The organism is Microcoleus sp. AT3-A2, assembly GCF_036705685.1.
Taxonomy (GTDB): Bacteria; Cyanobacteriota; Cyanobacteriia; order Cyanobacteriales; family Microcoleaceae; genus Microcoleus.
The window spans coordinates 1-18,820 of record NZ_JAUBVF010000011.1; the positions used below are offsets into that span (position 1 = coordinate 1).

Genomic DNA, 18,820 nt, shown 5'->3' on the forward strand with positions numbered 1-18,820 from the left:
TTGAGAACCTCTCGCTGATTAACCATTTTTTCCACTCAGCTCAGGCTGAGTCAATTTGTGCTTAGTCTAAACTCCAGTTATATTCTGTTGCGCGGAAGTTGTGCGCTATCCGCTTTGACAACCCTGTTTTAACTTAGGATTTTTCGCGGGTTATTTACAAATTTTATTCGGTTTCGGCGGATTGGCGAAGTTTAGGGCTATGGGGCTTTAGATCTATTTTTTGGTTTTTTAAATTTTATGTAAAAACTATCCCAATTCAATAGGAACAAAGGTGATTCCTTGCAGAATTTTTACTCTTAGGGTGAATATTTGTATAACCATTACTACGTTTATAGTAAGGATAAATAGTCTGTATTCTCCCAAACTATGAGAACCGACACCCTAACTAAAAACCTATAACTGTTTGTAGCTGGGTGTGATGTTTCTTTTCGGGAAGCTCCAGCTCAAATTCTCGTCAGCTCAACCAGGGCATTAGCTAAATATTGATACTGCGGCAAAGTATTGTATAACTGAGCCGAAATCCTCACCAACTGCTTACTAGCATTTGGCCAAGGAATCACCGGTACTTCAATTTTAAAAATCTCCCATAGCGCCTCTTGCAAAGGTGGAATTCCTCCCTTTGCAACCTCATCAGATTGAGAGTCTGCCAGTGGCACAACTGCCATCGAACCCACCATTTCATCAGGACAAGGTAGTGGCAAATCTAATTTGTCAGCCAATATTTTTCTCCCCGCCAACGCTAAAGCATGATTCTTTGCCCTCAATTCAGGCCAGCCGCCGCTCAACAAAGAACCCATAAAATCAATAGCTACAGGTACGCACAAATAGGGACTCGGATCGACTGTTCCCATCCAGTCAAATTCTAGTTGAAAGCGCGATTTATCAGCGCGGGGCGAGTTAGCACCGTGACTGATCGTAGTTGGGCGAATGGCATTTTGCTTGTCGCGCCGCACGTATAAAAAGCCCGCACCTTTCGGCGCACACAGCCACTTGTGGCAATTTCCCGTATAGTAAGCCGCGCCAATTTCCTCTAAATTCAGTGCTACCATTCCCGGCGCGTGAGCTCCGTCTACCAATACATCTACGCCACGGTTAGCTAACTCACCGACTAATTGTTTGATGGGAAATATTAAACCTGTTTGGCTGACAACGTGGTCTAATAAAGCTAACTTTGTTTGCGGTGAAACGCACTTAATTATTGCTTCAATAATTTGGTCGGGTGACTCAATGGGAAAGGGGACTTCTGCTACTACTACTTTAGCGCCTGTACGCTCGGCTACAAAATTAAGTGTGTTGCGGCAAGCGTTGTATTCCTGATTTGTAGTTAGCAATTCGTCGCCCGGAGAAAAACAGAGCGATCGCAAAACAGCATTTACTCCCGTCGTGGCATTCGGGACAAACGCCAAGTCATCCTCAGCCGCACCGAGAAATGCTGCTAACTGATTTCTCGCATTATCCAACAAGGGTTCAAATTCCCGCAGTAAAAAGCGCAATGGTTCTCTTTCCAGTTGTTCTCGAAAAATGGTTTGCGCTTCGAGTACGGGAATCGGACAAGCCCCAAAAGAGCCGTGATTGAGGAAAGTTATATCGCGATCTAGCAACCAATATTGGTTAATCATTAGTAATTAGTAATTAGTAATTAGTCAGTAGTCAGTAGTCATTAGTCATTAGTCATTAGTCATTAGTCAGTTAACTGTCATGAGCCAGTTGTCCTTAGTCAGTTAACAGTCAACAGTCAACTGTCAACCGTTAACCATTTTACCTTTTAATTGCTCAAACTCTTCTAATGTATTGCAATTGGATAACATTACTGCTTCTCGTTCCCCTACAGGTAGAGGGATTGCGGAGATTTGATTTAACCACACTTGAAAGGAACGTCCCCCTTTGTCAATAAAACTTTGCAAGCTGGGCAGAGATTGTTGGCGGTAGAAGCCGCACAAAGGCTCCCAGCGCGAATTTTGATAAGGCACAACTGCTAAAGTTGATGGGGGAAATTCTGTTAACTGACTTGTCCAATTCTGAATAATCTGGGCATCCAACAAAGGCAAATCGCAAGCTAACAGTAAAATCCACTCGGCGGCTATTTCTGTCAATCCCTGAGTCAATGCAACCAAGGGCCCGGAGCCCGGATTGTACTCTACCAGAAATTGGGATGTTTCGGTTAAGGTCGATCGATAGCGATCGGGCCAAGCAGTCAGAACATAAACTTCGGGGGTTACAACTGCGGCAACTTCCAACGCCCGCTGCAATAGGGATTTCCCCTCAATTTCCAGTAGAGCTTTATCCCTACCCATCCGCGAACTTTGACCGCCTGCAAGCACAATTACAGCAATTTTATGATTAGTCATTAGTCATTAGTCAGTTGTCAGTTGTCAGTTGTCATCGCAAGAATTGCCTGTTTTGAATAGGCCAAATGCCTGTTCCACAATAATTATTGGAGATGTCTAGTAGTCAGTAGTCATTAGTCATTAGTTAACTGTCAACTGTCAACTGTCAACTGTCAACTGTCAACTTAAAACACTAACGGCTTGGCTAACTTCCTCAAGTTTTTGGACGACTTGACCGCTGCTGAGTAAAGTTTCGGCCTCCATTAAACCCGAGTTTATATCCACACAAACTCCGCTGCGCCACAGATAAAATCCGCCGTTCCAGATAGCGGACTGCATGAATTCCGAGGATTTTCCCAGCAACACTTCCTGCATTTGTTTGAATAACTCTGGGGCTGATTCAAAGGCAGGATTTGTGTTGCTAAAACCGTAATCTCCGTGAGCTAAAAGCACTCGTTCAAACTCAGCATCCGGCTTAGAAATGCCGATAATCGCAGTACGATCGCGCGGCAAATCGCAGCTTCCCTCCAATCCTTTGACTGTGGTATAATTTTTTATTCCCCGCAGCTCAAAGGCTTTTTGAAACATACTTTCTGTGGGCGGGTGGACGTAGCCTGATATGACGTTAACGTCGCCGGCACAGGGACACCACATCAACTCCATTGTCGAAAAAGGTGGCCGTTTACCAATTTCGCGGCGGTAGGGAACTAAAGCGGCGGCTTGAGGAAAATGCTTGGGAAGGTAAACAAAACCCAAACCCGTATTGTCAAAAACTTGCTGGACTTTTTCTAAACTCAGTTTTCTCCAGTCAACTCCCAAACCGCGCCAAATTTCAATCAGGGGAATGCCTTCCTTGGTTGGCATGGTATCGCCCCCGTGCATGACGGCTGGAACGCCCCTAGCGGCTAAAATTAGGGCGGTTATTGGGCTAATTGGAGCTGTGCGCGATCGCCCGTCGTAAGCAATGCCAAACACGGCGACGGTAGAGACGGAAAACCCTTTTTCTCGGTTTGGGGGGGCAAGAAGGGGCCCCAATTCTTCATAAGCATCGAGCATTCCGGCTAATTCTTCGCCAGTGGGCCGTTTAATGCGGTGGGAAATCATAAAAGCTCCGATTTGAGCCGGTGTTGCTTCCCCCAGCAGCATCATCCGCGTGGCTGCTGCTGCTTCGGAGCGAGTTAAGTTTTCTCCTGTGTGTACTCCGCTGCCAATTTTTCGCAGCAATTCTCTAAATGCGTCACTCATAACATTTGAAATTGGTAATTGGTAAGGGGTAGTTGGTAGTTAGTAATTGGTAGTTAGTAATTGGTAATATTTGAATCCGTTTAAATTTAAAATTCCCAAAATTCACTTCAAAATTATCGAATTAACTCCCTGATTTTTCTAGCTTGATTACATCAAAAGGCGGCACAAATTCGCGTACCAGATTCCAGAAATGGGCGATCGGCGGAATTTGCATTCGATCGTGAGTTGTCACCAACACGACTTCGCGAGTCCAAGTCGGATCGGCTGCCAATTGACCGATCGCGGAAACCTTGGAAGTTGACCGATCTTGGGCGATCGACCGAATTGCTAAAGTGCGATCGCCCTTCGCGTCCACCAAAGCTGAATGCGGCAGCAAAGCAATCAATTCTCCCTGTCGCACCACACCCCGAAAAGCATCAAGAGTGTTGAGTTCCAAAACAGCATGAAGTTTAGCACCGATGCGTCCAAATTGTTCTTGCACCATCCGCTGCATTCCGTACCCATCCTTAAACACCACTTGCGGGTAACAAATCAATTCCGGCCAAGGTACTCGATCGTACTGGGCCAGAGGATGACCCGCCGCCATCAATACCTCGATCGGCTCATTGTAGAGCACCTCAACCAACATTTCCGGGGCTTGAGTAAAATAGCGGTTGTTCATCACCACCGCTATGTCCACCAACCCATCTTTGAGAACTTTCAGGGCTCGATCGCTCCCGAGGGCAGTCACCCGCAATTGCACGTCTGGATAGTCGCGGCAAAACTTTTGCAGCACAGGCGGCAAATAAGCAGCGCAAACCGAATGAATCGCAGCCACGCAGAGTTCCGGCTGCTTTCCCGCCCGTAAGTCTCCCAATTCTTCAGCAGCATTTTGCCAAGTCTGACAGATTTTGCGAGCGTGAGGCAGTAGGCATTCCCCTCCCACGGTCAGTTTCGCGTGGGCCGTGCGGTGAAACAGCGACAAACCCACTTCCGCTTCTAATCCCTGCACTTGGCGGCTAATAGTCGATTGGGTAACGCCACACTTCCGGGCCGCTTGCTGAAAGCTACCAGTTTCAGCAACTGAAAGAAATGCTTGAAGCTGCTCTAAGCGCATGGATGTTTAATTCGAGATGGTTTCAGAAATTTTACTGGAAGATAATCTGTGACATTAACCGATTTAGTAGCAGAATTTAGTAGACTTTGATACAGGTACAGATTAGTTTTGATTCCGGCGCCAGAGGCGGCGATGCTTCGCTCCAAGTATCAATCTGCTCCGGCAGGATTTCTGAGCCTCCAAGTAGAGGTTGATTCTCCTATGTTGAAGGGATTTCTGAATCTGCAAACTTATCAAAAAATAGATTCAATCAAGATGAATTTATCGAATATTGCAAGCTTCTAGCTAAACCGTTTCAATGAACGGCGCTCTAGTAATCTCTTCATCAAGTGCGCTCAATTGCTCTGTTTTTCCGTAAGTTGTGAATTCAAAAGATAGCATTGAATTTCGTAGCTCCTTGGGAATTCTAGTACCTCACTCTCCCTAAACCTCTCAATAAATGTACGAATATTTCAGGCAGGTTAAAGCCTGCTGTGAACTTTCCTCCCCGGACTAAAGTCACTTTTGTTTTATGTTTTTTTGTGTATAAACTAGAAATTAGCGGGTCAGCAACACAAGTGCAACTAGGATCGATCGCACAGGAAAGCCGAAATGCTGCTCTTTATTAAGATTATGTCATTTAACCACAATTTTATTCCCCAAGATGGCTGTTGCCAGTGGCAACCCCAGTTGATGGGACTGCACGCGGTCAGCGATGTGTTAATTGCCTTGGCTTATTATTCAATTCCAGCACTTCTGACATACTATGCCCGGAAGCAGCGGGACGTGCCTTTGAGCAAGGGGTTTATCCTATTGGGAGCCTGGTTTTTCTGGGGCGGGACAACTCACTTGATGCAAGTTTGGATGCTGGTGCATCCCAGCGAATGGCTGTCAAGTTCGATCGCCGCCTTGACCGCGATCATCTCTTTGTGGGTTTTAGCGTCCCTGATACCCTCGATTTCTCAAGTGTTGGCTTTGGCTGGGCCGGCCTATTTTCCTGGAAATACGGCGCTGGGAACCCAAAAGGTCGATCGACGGCAAGCCGACTCTGCTATTACAAATTCCGTCCCCTGGCTCACAACCGAACTCCAGCAAATTAACGAGCAATTGCTCGCAGAAATAACCCAGCGCGAGCGAGTCGAAGAACTACTGCTTGATGCTTTAGGAAAGCTGCAAGAAAGTGAAGAACGTTTCCGCGTTTTTCAGGAATTATCTTTAGACGGATTTAACGTGTTCCGCAGCATTCGTGACGAATCCACAATTGTGGATTTTGAATGGGAATACGTCAATCCCGCAGCGGCCAAAATTCAACAACATACACCTGAAGAATTAATCGGCAAGCGATTGCTGCAAGTCCTGCCCGGTCATAAAGATAGCAGTTTGTTCGACCGTTACGTGCAAGTTGTAGAAACAGGAATTCCCCTCGATACCGAGATTTATTACAACAGGGAAGGCATTGTCGGCTGGTTTCGGATTATGACCGTTAAATTGGGCGACGGCATTGCTATTTCTTTTGGCGATATTACTAAGCGCAAGCAAGTAGAAGCATCCCTGCGCGAGGCGCTGCAAAAACTCACTTCTCATTTTGAAAATACTCCCCTAGCGGTGATTGAGTGGGATGAAAATTTTAGGGTTAGTGGCTGGTCGCCGGCAGCAGAGAAGATTTTTGGGTGGAAGGAAACAGAAGTTTTAGGCAAGCATTTTAGCGAATGGAAATTTATTGATCAGGGTGATTTTGAAGAGGTAAAATCGGCAGTTTATAGTTTAAAAAAACCAGGTAGTCGCTGCAATGTAGTTCGCAACAGCAATTATCATAAGGGTGGTTCGTTGGTGCATTGCGAGTGGTACAATTCGGCCTTTTACAGTGATTCGGGACAGTTGGTATCGGTACTGTCTCTGGTTTTGGACGTGACGGAACGCTTTAAATTTCTGGAAGTGCTGCGACAGTCTGAAGAGCGGTTTCGGATTGCTGCAGAAAGTGCCAGCGATTTGATTTACGAATGGGATATCGAGACCGACATCGTGCTGTGGTTCGGTCACGTAGACGAACATTTGGAGTACGAAAAAGGCGGATTTCCGAGGACAAGAGCAGCTTGGAACAGTATCTTGCACCCGATCGACCGCGATCGAGTTTTGGCCGCAGTCGATCGGTATTTGAGTGCGCCAGACAGTTCTGCGGCCCCATTTTTTCAGGAATACCGCGTTCATTGCCAGCGGGGCCGCTTGCTCCATTGGATTGATCGGGGCAAAGCAGTGCTTGACAAACAAGGTAATCCCTGCAAATGGATCGGCGTGATTAGCGACATCACCGCTCGCAAAGAGGCCGAACAACAGCGGAATTGGGCATTGGCGCGGGAACAGGCCGCCCGTCGCGAAGCCGAAGCCAGCGAACAGTTGTACCGTGTCCTCGCTGAAGCCATCCCGCAAATAGTTTGGACTGCCACAGCCGACGGCTGGTTCGACTACTACAACCAGCGCTGGTTTGAATATACTGGCTTGACCCTGGAGGAAACTCAAGGCTGGGGGTGGCAGCTCGCCCTGCATCCAGATGACGTGGAAGATTCCGTAGAGAGCTGGAAGACCTCGGTGGAGACAGGGAAGACTTACGAGGTGGAATACCGCTTTAAACGGGCATCTGACGGAGCTTACCGCTGGCATTTGGGCAGGGCATTGCCCGTGCGGGACGCTGAGGGGAAAATTCTCAAATGGTTCGGGACTTGTACTGATATTGACGATCGCCAGCGATCGGCCCAAACAGCATATTTTCGTGCTCAAGCTTTGGCTGTGCTGTCCTCGGCTTCCCTGGATTACGAGGAGGCGCTGCAAGGTTTGGCAGATTTAACAGTACCGACGCTGGGGGATTGGTGCTGTGTGCATTTGCTTGATGCCGACGGCTCGATCCGCTTGCAAGCAGTTGCTCACTCAGATCCAAGCAAAGTAGCTCTGCTGTGGCAAATTGATCGGCGTATGCCGCTAGACCCCCAGGGACGGCACGGAGTAGCAAAGGTGCTACGGACTGGTGAGTCGAAGCTCTACCCAGAAATACCGGAATGGGTGATCGAGGCGGTTGTGCCCGACAGGGAACTGCAGTTGGTGCTGCGAGCCCAATCCCAGGTGCTGTCGGCAATCTGCGTGCCGCTGATCGCTCGCGGGCGGACGCTGGGAGCGATTTCGTTGCTGTGCGGGGAGTCGGGCCGCCGCTGCGGGGAGGAGGATTTGGTTTTGCTGGAGGATTTGGCGCGGGATGCGGCGGTGGCGATCGACAATGCGCGACTTTACCGGGAAGCGGCGGAGGCCAACCGGATTAAAGACCAGTTTTTGGGAACGCTTTCTCACGAGTTGCGGACGCCTCTGAACGCCATTTTGGGCTGGGCCCAGATGCTGCGGCAGCGCCAGATGAGTGCCGAAAAAACGGCTGTGGGTTTGGAGACTATTGAGCGAAACGCCCGGTTGCAGACTCAGATGATTGAGGATTTGCTGGACGTTTCCCGGATTGTCAGTGGCAAAGTGTGTTTGAAGCTGTTCCCGGTGGATTTGGTGCGGATTGTAGAAACGGCGGTGAAGGCGCTGACCCCTGATGCTGAAGCTAGGGGAATTGAATTGGTCAGTTTTTGTGGCGAAAAGGTAAGCTCGGTGAGGGGCGATGCTACTCGTTTGCAGCAGGTGGTGTCTAATTTGCTCTCGAATGCTATTAAGTTTACGCCGCCGTCGGGTCGCGTGGAAATCACGCTCTCGGAGGATGGGGAACCGGGAGCAGCGGGTGACGCCATGTTGTCTGGGCCGTCTCCGGTTCACTCTGTTTCGATCGTTGTCAGAGATACGGGAATTGGCATCAGCAAGGAGTTTTTGCCCTTTGTGTTCGATCGCTTCCGCCAAGCTGACAGCTCTTCTACTCGCAATTACGGCGGCCTGGGACTAGGATTGGCGATCGTCCGCCATCTCGTGGAACTCCACGGCGGCAGTGTCTGGGCCGAAAGTCCTGGGGAAGGACTCGGCTCGACTTTCGGAGTGCGGCTGCCAATAACAACAGTCAACAGTTAACTGTTAACTGTTGACTGTTGTTATTGGTTATTCGTTATTTTATTGATACCAGGACTCTGCTCTTGAGCGTAAGATTCATTGGTAAAATAGTAATGGCTGTGCGGTTCGTTTTTAGGACTTACTCCATTCACCACTAAGCCCAGAACGTGCTGGCTTGATTTCTTCAATAGCTCCTTCGCAAAAGCCACAGTACCAGAATTAAGAACTCCAGGTCGCACAACCAATAAAATCCCATCTGCTTTATTCCCCAGAATCAGAGCATCAGCAGCAACATTCAGAGAAGGAGCATCAATAATCACTGCATCATAAGTAGCCGCAAATTGCTTAATCAATAAAGTGATACGCTGTGAATCCAACAGAGCCATTGGATTAGGGGGAATTACCCCACAAGTGAGCACATCTAAATTATCCATGACTTGGGCGATCGCATCCCCAAACCCAGCTTGTCCGACTATCACATTGCTCAAACCTACTTGATTTGGAAGCTCCCAAATCTGATGTTGAACAGGACAGTGCATATCCGCATCTACCAGCAAAACCTTCCGTCCTAATTGAGCTATAGCTACAGCCAAATTAGCCGATACAGTAGACTTGCCTTCTTGCGGTAGCGAACTACTGACAACAATCACTTTCAACTCTTTATCAGAACTCAGAAACCTCAGATTTGCCTGAAGCATTCGGTAAGCAGCACTGCTCGAAGTATGAGGACTATCCCTAACAACAATCTGTCGGGGAGATGGCTCTAAATCCTGGGAAGTAGATTTAAGCCACCTGGAATTGCCCCGAGTATTTTTGTCAGGTTTTTTATGAAAAGGAATCACTCCCAACAAAGTAAACCCAAACAATTCCCTCGCCTCTTCAATAGTTTTGACAGACTTATCTTGAGACTCTAAAAGCATCGCCGCAGCTACCGCCAGCAGAGTTCCCAACAAGCTGCCCGATACCAGCGATAAAGACTTGCGAGAACGCACTGGTTCTTCCGGAACACTCGGCTTTTGGATAATCCGAGCATTCCCCACTTGCTGATTTTCAGTAATCCGAATTTGCTGGAGTTTTTTTTGCAATTCCTGATAATCCGCTTCGGCTTCTTGGAGTTTTCTTTCTAGTTCTCGCTTTTCTTTCTCTAGCTTCGGCAAAAGTTTTACCCGCTGCTTGTAGCCAGCTAGAGCATTTGATAGAATAGTAACTCGCTCAGCCAAACCCTGGCGTTCTACATCTACCTTGATAAATTCTTCGATCAGTTTTGGTTTCACCTCTCCTATCTGTAAACTTTGATTTGGCAACGCCTGTTGCTCGCCTAAAACTTGTTGTATTTGTTGGTCTAGTAAAGCTTTCATAGTAGCTTTTTTAGTTTCTAACCTAGTTATTATAGGCGAATTATCCAGGTAGCGATTTTGCTCAATTGCTAACTGCCGCTCTATTTGTTTGTATTCTTTGAGAGCTTCCTGCACAGTGCTAGATTGGCTGAGAGTGCTGGCTGTCAATGCTTGCTGGGGATTCATTTGTAATTCGTCTTCAAATGCTTTAGACTGAGCACGGGCCTTGAGCAAATCCGACTTAGCTTGGTCGATTTGACTTTCTAGTTGCGCCATAACTGCCACTGCTGATTTAGCTTCTTCTTCAAGATTGACAACTTTATTATCTTCTTTAAATTTGCTCAATTCTGCCGCTGCTTTCCGCATAGCTTGGTCTGAATTAGGCAGTTTTTTTTCAATAAACTGTCGAACAGACACAGCTTCTAGGCGATTCACTTTTTGATTGTTATCTATATAAAAATTCATCAGGGTTTTTACGACATCGGCTGCTATTTTGGGGTTTTTGTCTTTGTAGGAAACCGTTAGGATATCAGCGCCCTTAATAGTAGCTACTGTCAGTTTTTTTAATAAATCTTTTGTTTTCATATGATTATTTTTTTCGTCTTTTAACTGAAGCCTATTTATAGTTTTTTCGATATTTTCTAGAGAACGAATCAGTTCTATCTCGGTAGTCAGAGGGTTACTTTGCTCCGCCGCAGGAGTCAACTGTCCGATTTCTTTTCCCAATTCTGTTAAAGCAGAGCCAGGAGTTGTTTTCTTAAATAACAGCTTTCCTTCTGCTTCATAAACTGCTTTTTCCTTCAGCGTGCTGTAGGTGGTGAGTGCAACAACCGAGGCGAATACAGCTAAGGCGGGCAGCCACCTGCGCTTGAGAATCTGCCAGTATTCCTGAAATCCGATACCTGTTTCAGTTGATTCCATTAGTTACTCCCGAAAAATGATTTTTTGTAAACAGTAACACCCTACGGCGTGTTTTCAAACTATAACCACAACAGAATGCAGGCGATCGTAATCATGGCTGTATAATTTCCAGCCAATTTCTCATATCGCCTAGCAATAGGTCTCCATTGCTTAAGTCGGTTGATAGCACATTCAACTATATTGCGTTGAGGGTAGATTTCACGGCTAGAAAGACCGCGACGTAGTTCATTTGAAAGTCGTGGGATCGTAAAACAGATACCTCGCCGACGTGCGATCGCCTTTGTCTCCTACGACTCTTTCGGGACTCCGGCCCGGACGATTGGCACCAGAATGCGCTTACTCGTCTAGAGTTCCATCAATTTTTCTAAAAAAATTGACTCGTTACGTTGACCTGGACTCAGAACAAAAGTTATGGGTTTACCTTTACCCTCACCACGGATGTGTATTTTGGGGCTAAAACCACAATCCCAACGACCTTGTTTTTCCTCTCCTTCCCCTCCTTTGTTCCACCATAGCTGCCTCTTGGTGGGCACGAATCACGGTTCGATCGACGTAATGAACGGGACAGTTTAGCTTTCGGAGTTGGTCAGCATGGGCTTGTAGGGCTTATAAGACTTGTTTCCAAATATCGGGTTTTTGCCACCGATAAAACCGTGTTCCCACGATGCACCCACTTGCTATAACCTTCTGGCAGGTCTTGGCACACAGCCCCGGTTCTGAGTATCCACAGAATGCCATTCACAACCTGTCGGTGGTTATGACGCAGGCTTACCCGTTTTGGGTCGGAGCGGTGGAGGTAGTTGAGTGAAGCGCCACGATAAATAAGGGTGATTAATTTCAGCGGGCTGGGCGGTATAAAAAAACACCTCAGCATTAGGTACTGGATCTAGTTACGGTAAAGTTGTTGTATGAGAGCGTGTGATGAATAAGAACATAAAAAAACTCAGTAAAGTGTTGGTGGGATTAAGAATCCGTCATTTTTTGATAATCGATGCAATTTGTTTTGCGATCGCACCCTTCTTAGCCTTGGAAATTCGTTTAGATGGTATATTCAATCTGTTTCCATACTTACAGAGTCTGGCTGTAATTACAGTATTATTTGTCGCAGTCAAACTTACCGTATTTTATGTCGGCGGCTTATATAACCGTTACTGGCAGTATGCGGGTCTGGAAGAAATGGCACAAATAACGATGCTGATAGGTATATCCCTACCAGTGGAAATTATATTGTTCCAAGAACTCTACCAGCTAAATAATTCGCCGATCGCAAATCTGCCACGATCGCTGCCGCTACTAGACGCTATGATCAGCTTTTTGTTAGTGGCGGCGATTCGTTTCAGCATTCCAGCCCTGGAAAGATGGAACCAAAAACCGTGGAAAGTTCAGCAACGCGATCGCGTCCTGATAGTCGGTGCGGGCAGTGCAGGCACATCTCTGATGCAAACGATGGAGAGGAGTCCAGAGGTAGGACTCGATCCAATCGCTTTCATTGACGACGACCCCAAAAAAATCTCCAAGCAGATTGGCAGACTTACTGTAGTCGGCAATCGCTGTAACATTCCGGAAGTAGTTCGCTCGCTAAATATCGGCAAAGTCATGATTGCCATCCCCTCAGCTCCGGGAAAAGAGATTAGGCAGATCGTAGAAATTTGCCAGTCAATTGGAATTCCAACCAGCACCCTCCCCGGCCTCAATGAAATCATCAACGGTCGCGTCAGTTTAGGTAGCGTCAGAGAAGTACAAATTGAGGACTTGCTCCGCCGCGCCCCGATCCAAACCGATACCCAGAAAGTCTTGGGATTGATTGGAGGCAAGAAAGTTCTAATTACTGGTGCGGGCGGCTCGATCGGCAGCGAACTTTGCAGGCAAATATTAAAGTGCGCTCCTGCGGAAATAATCATCGTCGGACACGGAGAAAATTCTGTATTCAACATTCAACAAGAATTAGGAAAAGTCCTGTCAGAACTTAAAAAAACCAGCAAAACCCCAACAGATATTACTCGCGTGACAGCCTTTATGGCCGATATTCGCTTTCGCGATCGCTTAGAGTACCTTTTTCTAACAGTGAGACCAGACATAATTTTTCATGCGGCCGCTCACAAACACGTACCCATGATGGAATTAAACCCTCCGGAAGCGATTACTAACAATGTGCGGGGGACGAAAAATCTGCTGGATCTGGCATTGAAATACAATGTGGAACAATTTGTGATGATTTCCACCGACAAAGCGGTGAATCCAACTAGCATTATGGGAGCTAGCAAAAGAGTTGCCGAAATGCTGGTGCTGCAAGCAGCCAAAAAAAGCAAAAACCCATTTGTAGTGGTTCGATTCGGTAATGTTCTTGGCAGCCGCGGTAGCGTCGTACCTACTTTCAATCGACAAATTGCTGAGGGCGGGCCGATTACAATTACCCATCCAGATATCACTCGCTATTTCATGACAATTCCCGAAGCAGTTCAACTGGTTTTGCAGGCAGCAGTCATCGGCAATGGCGGGGAAGTTTTCATGCTTGAGATGGGAGAACCAGTCAGAATTGTTGATTTGGCAAACGATTTGATTCGGCTCTCAGGATATGCAGTGGGTAAAGACATAGAAATCGCGTTTACAGGGCTGCGACCTGGAGAAAAATTGTTTGAAGAACTGTTTATTCCGGGCGAGAAATACAACCGCACTAAACACGAAAAAATTCTCAGTCTTGGCAATGCCAGCCGCCTAGTGAAAGAAAATATTGACCAGGAAGTAGAAGCCCTTTGTCAAGCGGGCGATCGCAATGATGCGAATTTAATTGTTTCAATGCTACAGCAGTTAGTGCCTGAGTATGTACCAGGCTATTCAACCGCCAATTTGCACGCCAATACAGCCCAAAAAACAACCGCTGTGGCAAAGATTAGCAGTACAGCATCTATTCAGTTAGAGAATGATTTGCGCGTGGGTCTTGTAAATGAGGAGTTCCGGATTCACTATCAGCCGATCGTCTGCCTGCAAACTAATAAGATTATTAGTTTTGAAGCGCTGTTGCGCTGGCAGCACCCGAATCGAGGTTTGCTTTGGCCAGACGAATTCCTACCAGCGGCAGAAGAAACCGGCTTGATTGTTCCTATTGGCGAGTGGGTACTGCGGCAAGCTTGCAGCCAGATGCGGATTTGGCAGTCGCAATTTCGTCTTAACGCTCCTTTAACAGTCAGCGTGAATCTGACTAGAAAACAGTTTTTCCACGCTGACTTAATCGAGACGCTTGCAAAAATATTGAAGGAAACAAATCTCGATGCTTCTAGTTTGAGGTTAGAAATTTCTGAAGATGTTGTGACGCACAATTCCGAGTTAGCTGGGTCTGTGTTTGTCCAAGTTAAAACTTTAGGAGTGCAAGTACAAATTGATCACTGCGGTCTTAGTGATGTATCATTAACTCAGCTCTACCAATTGACGCGGCTGAAGTATGGGAAATTCGATAGTTTGAAGCTAGATTGCTCTTTAGTCAGCGGACTAGATGCTAGCAACCCGAACTTAGAAATTCTTCAGAAAATTCTTGCCATAACTCAAGAGTTAGGTATGGGCATGATTGCCACAGGGGTAGAAACGAGCTGGCAAATAGCTCAGCTAAAATCTATGAAGTGCGTCTACGGACAGGGATACTTTTTCTCTAAGCCTGTAGAAGGCTCTCAGGTAGAAAAATTGATGGGGGCTATGGCTTTTAAAAGTTCACAAAAACTTACCTTATAATTTTAAATTTTACTCATTTTATCCCATAAAATAGGTTGATGAGTATGTTAATCAGAGTGGGAGGACTTAGCGATCGCAGAATCAACAGGGGAAGGCACGAATATTATGGATTTGGCAAAATATGTAAAGTTTTCTTTGGTGTCAATCTTGTGGTTTGCGATAGCTTGCTGCCAACCGACTGTTGCTACTATTATTTTCACTCAAACCACATTAACCTATGAAAGCAGTTCTGAGAATTTTCCCAATCCTGAAAGAGGTTTCTTCGTAGCCGTTGACCCTATTGGTAATAACCCAGTTACTCCCTTACAGCTCTCTGACTTGCAACAAATAAAAAGTCAGAACATAACTTTGGTGCGCCGGATTTACCTGCTTTCAGAATTTCGAGAAAATTCACTATCACAATCTTTCCTAGAGATGATTTCGCAGGACTGCGAAACAGCCCGTCAAGCTGGGGTGAAGTTGATTGTCCGATTTTCCTATAATTGGCTAGGAGGTGGTGCTGATGCTCCGCGCGAGAGAATTGTCTCACACTTGGAGCAGTTGCAGCCAATTTTGGCAGAGAACTACGACGCGATCGCATACATGGATGCAGGTTTTGTTGGGTATTGGGGAGAGTGGCATAGTTCAACTAACAAACTTGTAGATAATTGGACTCTAGATGTTACGGATGATGCTAGAGCAATTCTCCTAAAAATATTGTCTGTGCTACCGACTGAACGGATGATTACAATACGTTACCCTAAACAAAAAAAACAAATATTTAACAACATAAATACCCTCTCTATAGAAGAGGCATTTAATGGTTCTGTTCGAGCTAGAACTGGTCATCATAATGATGGTTTTAGATCGGGTATAGATGATGCTGGCACCTATGGTAGTACCAATCCAACTATCATAGAGCAAGAGAAAACGTGGCTAAACCTTGATACGCAATATGTAGTACAGGGAGGTGAACCTGCATGGCCAAGTAAGCCTCCAGAATACGATGACTGTCCAGGGGCCTTAACTGACTTGGCTAGGATGCACTGGAGCAGTCTGTCAACAAATCAATCTGATGCAACAGAAATTTATCAGGGGTGGATCAAGCAAGGCTGCATAGAGGAAATTAAGCGTCGTTTGGGATATCGCTTCCGTCTTGTTAATTCAAAATGCCCAAAAATTGTCAACCCTAATGGTACTTTGGCCATGAGTTTTGAAATTATCAATGAAGGATGGGCTAGCCCTTACAATCCTCGTAAAGTAGAAGTGGTTCTACGCAACCGCGAAACAAAAAAAGAATACCATTGGGTTGTTAATGAAGATCCCCGCCTGTGGATGGCTGGTACGACCAGACTAATAAACTTTGCAGAAACTATCCCAGCAGATACACCATACGGAGAATACGATGTATTGTTAAATTTACCCGATCCAACTCCCAAGCTATACAAGCGCCCAGAATATTCAATCAGGCTGGCTAATCAAGATATTTGGGAAGTGTCCACGGGCTATAACTCTTTGTTGCAAAGCATTATTGTCGCCCCTATGTAAAAAAATCCTTACAGTTCATAAATGAATGGCTCTCCTATTTTATCCTAATTAAAATGCGTCACTTGCAGAAGTTGATTGATATCTGGAAAAATCTAACAAGTGGATCTCTCAGTCGTAAAATCTTTGGTGCGGCTACGACAGTTGCTTTATTGACAGCAATGGTTAAAATTGTCTCTGTGATCAAAGAGTTATTCATTGCATGGAGATTTGGTACAGGAGATGATTTAGAGGCATTTTTGATTGCCTTGCTGGTTCCGGCTTTTATTATTAATGTGATAGCTAATTCGTTTAATTCTGCCCTAGTACCCACCTATATTCAGGTGCGAGAGCAAGAGGGCATAAAAGCTGCTCAAAAACTTTTTTCCGGAGCAACTATCTGGAGTGCAGGAATACTGGCGCTCACAATAGCTATAGTCTTATCTACCGCGCCACTTTACTTACCATTAATTGCATCAGGATTCAGCTCACAAAAGTTGAGTCTTACATTCTCTCTACTCTGCATTACTGCACCAATTATTCTACTCAGTGGTATCGCCAGCACTTGGGCTGCGGTTTTGAATGCAGGAGAACGTTTTGCTTTAGCATCCGTGGTTCCTGTTACTAGCCATGTTGTTGGCATATTGTTTCTGTTAATCTTCAAGAGTTGGGGAATATATGCCTTGGCAGGAGCGCTACTCTGTGGAGCCGGAATAGAGATGGTTGTGATAGGAGCAGCATTGAAACGCCAAGGTATATCATTGCGCCCTAGGTGGTATGGATTTGACACTTACCTGAAGCAGGTAGCTGGTCAGTATAGTCCTATGATTGTAGCCGCATTTATAATTTGTAGCGCTGGTGTAGTAGATCAATCTATGGCAGCAATTTTATTGCCTGGAAGTGTCGCAGCACTCAACTATGGTAACAGGTTGATTGCCTCGCCAATTAGCCTGATGAGTATTGCATTGAGTACTGTTTTGGTTCCTTACTTTTCAAAGATGGTTGCTAATAAAGATTGGCTCAATTTGCATCGTACTCTTAGACAATCGCTCGGCGTTATTTTAATTGTTACTGTGCCAATGACAATTTTATTTATTGTATTTTCTGAGCCGATAGTTCACATCCTATTTGAAAGAGGAAAATTTACTACGCAAGATACACATTTAGTGGCTAATATTCAATCTTTATATGCTTTGCAAATTCCTTTTTATACAATTAATATTTTGGCGATTAGGTTGATCACTTCAATGCAACTAAATCATTTATTAATCGGGTTCTTTGGCTGTAGCTTACTCATAAATATTGGCTTAGATTATCTGTTTATGCAATGGATAGGAATTAAAGGAATTGCCTTGTCTACGAGTTGTGTATACTTTTTTTCTTCCTTGTCGCTGCTTTGGTTCGTTCATAGAAAAATAAAAAATAACTCATTGTAAAATCACATTATCATTTATCATGGGAAAATTAAAGAATGAAGCACCTGCCCGGTTTCAACTTAACAACTAAACCAGAGATAATAGAACCAATAAGTACAAGACGTATAGCTTTCTTTCTTCCTAATTTGCATGGTGGAGGTGCTGAGCGGGTTGCCGTCAACTTGCTCAAAGGAATGTCAACCCAGAATATTCCATTAGATCTAGTATTAGCTACTGCTGAGGGCCCCTATTTAAACCAAGTTCCTGATGGGGTTCGCGTTGTCAATCTCTCAGCAGGACGTGTCATCAAGGCTATCCTGCCTTTGTCGAAATATCTGCGCCAAAATCAGCCACTTGCCCTCCTGTCGCACCTCAGTCATGCAAACATAGTGGCATTGTTAGCCGGAAAGCTGGCTCGCACAGAAACCAAATTAGTGGTAGTAGAACACAACACAATGTCATCAAATAAGTCGAAATTAATTCAGGCTAAATTGGTTGCACCGCTGATGAACTTACTTTATCCCAGCGCTGATGCCATTGTAGGGGTTTCCACAGGCGTATCGCGTGATTTAGAACTACAGCTCGGACTTTCAAAAGGGAAAGTGATTACTGTTTATAACCCCGTCGTCGATCATGAATTGATTGCCAAGTCGAAAGCCGATCTCAACCATCCGTGGTTTCAAGATGGAGAGGTACCTGTATTTTTGGCGGTAGGGCGATTAACACAGCAGAAAGATTTCTCAACTCTGCTCGAAGCTTTTGCCCTGCTCAGAAAGCAGAAACACGCTCGCTTGATGGTTTTAGGCGAAGGAGAGTGTCGAAGTGAACTAGAAGCAGCGATCGCTTGTCTAGGAATTTCTGAAGATGTTTCTTTACCTGGGTTTGTCGAAAATCCTTATGCGTATCTAAACAGAGCTAGTGCTTTTATACTTTCCTCTCGTTGGGAAGGATTGCCAACAGTGTTAATTGAAGCTATGGCTTGTGGTTGCCCTGTAATTGCCACAGATTGTCCGAGTGGTCCTGATGAAATTTTAGAAGCAGGAAAATACGGACATTTAGTGCCAGTCGGCGACGAAGTAGCAATGTCTGAAGCTATGTTGCAGGTACTTGAAATTCCCGTCGATCGGAATATGCTCGTGCAACGAGGGATGTCTTTTGGTGTAGACAAAGCGATATCTGAATATCTGGCATTATTGAACCCGATCTGAATATTGATATAGAATACTATAATAAAAAGAGGATTATTTAAAATAA

12 protein-coding genes are annotated in these 18,820 nt (G+C 45.5%); 5 read left to right on the top strand and 7 right to left on the bottom strand.

Annotated elements, in window-relative coordinates; all coding sequences use genetic code 11:
- Nucleotides 1–443 precede the first annotated feature (443 nt).
- The 4 genes from QUB37_RS09150 to QUB37_RS09165 all read right to left on the bottom strand — a co-directional run bounded on the left by QUB37_RS09150 (nt 444) and on the right by QUB37_RS09165 (nt 4,668).
- Nucleotides 444–1,619, bottom strand: a complete 1,176-nt coding sequence (locus QUB37_RS09150; protein ID WP_333161149.1) for an aminotransferase class V-fold PLP-dependent enzyme — start codon at nt 1,617–1,619, stop codon at nt 444–446.
- Nucleotides 1,620–1,742: 123 nt separating this feature from the next.
- Nucleotides 1,743–2,348, bottom strand: coding sequence for a molybdenum cofactor guanylyltransferase (locus tag QUB37_RS09155; protein WP_333161151.1), 606 nt, complete (start codon nt 2,346–2,348; stop codon nt 1,743–1,745).
- Nucleotides 2,349–2,507: 159 nt separating this feature from the next.
- Complete coding sequence (locus QUB37_RS09160; RefSeq protein ID WP_333161153.1) at nt 2,508–3,572, bottom strand: anthranilate phosphoribosyltransferase family protein; 1,065 nt, start codon at nt 3,570–3,572, stop codon at nt 2,508–2,510.
- A 121-nt stretch (nt 3,573–3,693) separates the two neighbouring features.
- Nucleotides 3,694–4,668: a LysR family transcriptional regulator gene (locus QUB37_RS09165; protein WP_333161155.1), complete on the bottom strand. Its 975-nt coding sequence runs from the start codon at nt 4,666–4,668 to the stop codon at nt 3,694–3,696.
- Nucleotides 4,669–5,259: 591 nt separating this feature from the next.
- Here QUB37_RS09165 and QUB37_RS09170 point away from each other — a divergent pair.
- Nucleotides 5,260–8,688, top strand: coding sequence for a PAS domain S-box protein (locus tag QUB37_RS09170; protein WP_333161157.1), 3,429 nt, complete (start codon nt 5,260–5,262; stop codon nt 8,686–8,688).
- 20 nt (nt 8,689–8,708) lie between these two features.
- Here the strand turns inward: QUB37_RS09170 and QUB37_RS09175 are convergent, their stop codons facing one another.
- From QUB37_RS09175 to QUB37_RS29820, 3 genes are all read right to left on the bottom strand, one after another.
- Nucleotides 8,709–10,925, bottom strand: coding sequence for a polysaccharide biosynthesis tyrosine autokinase (locus QUB37_RS09175; protein ID WP_333161159.1), 2,217 nt, complete (start codon nt 10,923–10,925; stop codon nt 8,709–8,711).
- A gap of 59 nt (nt 10,926–10,984) precedes the next feature.
- Complete coding sequence (locus QUB37_RS29815; protein ID WP_445300015.1) at nt 10,985–11,200, bottom strand: transposase; 216 nt, start codon at nt 11,198–11,200, stop codon at nt 10,985–10,987.
- A gap of 311 nt (nt 11,201–11,511) precedes the next feature.
- Nucleotides 11,512–11,799 carry a transposase gene (locus QUB37_RS29820; RefSeq protein WP_445300012.1) on the bottom strand — a complete coding sequence of 96 codons (288 nt, stop codon included), beginning with the start codon at nt 11,797–11,799 and terminating at the stop codon, nt 11,512–11,514.
- A 47-nt stretch (nt 11,800–11,846) separates the two neighbouring features.
- Between QUB37_RS29820 and QUB37_RS09180 the strand changes: the two genes are divergently transcribed.
- The 4 genes from QUB37_RS09180 (at nt 11,847) to QUB37_RS09195 (ending at nt 18,774) form a co-directional block, all read left to right on the top strand.
- Complete coding sequence (locus tag QUB37_RS09180; protein WP_333161161.1) at nt 11,847–14,648, top strand: polysaccharide biosynthesis protein; 2,802 nt, start codon at nt 11,847–11,849, stop codon at nt 14,646–14,648.
- Nucleotides 14,649–14,753: 105 nt separating this feature from the next.
- The gene (locus tag QUB37_RS09185; protein WP_333161163.1) at nt 14,754–16,175 is read left to right on the top strand and encodes a DUF4832 domain-containing protein; all 1,422 of its coding nucleotides are present in this window, start codon (nt 14,754–14,756) and stop codon (nt 16,173–16,175) included.
- 53 nt (nt 16,176–16,228) lie between these two features.
- The gene (gene murJ, locus QUB37_RS09190) at nt 16,229–17,587 is read left to right on the top strand and encodes a lipid II flippase MurJ (RefSeq protein WP_333161165.1); all 1,359 of its coding nucleotides are present in this window, start codon (nt 16,229–16,231) and stop codon (nt 17,585–17,587) included.
- 35 nt (nt 17,588–17,622) lie between these two features.
- A complete protein-coding gene (locus tag QUB37_RS09195) occupies nt 17,623–18,774 on the top strand; it encodes a glycosyltransferase (protein WP_333161168.1) in 1,152 nt (383 codons plus the stop codon).
- Nucleotides 18,775–18,820: the final 46 nt, after the last annotated feature.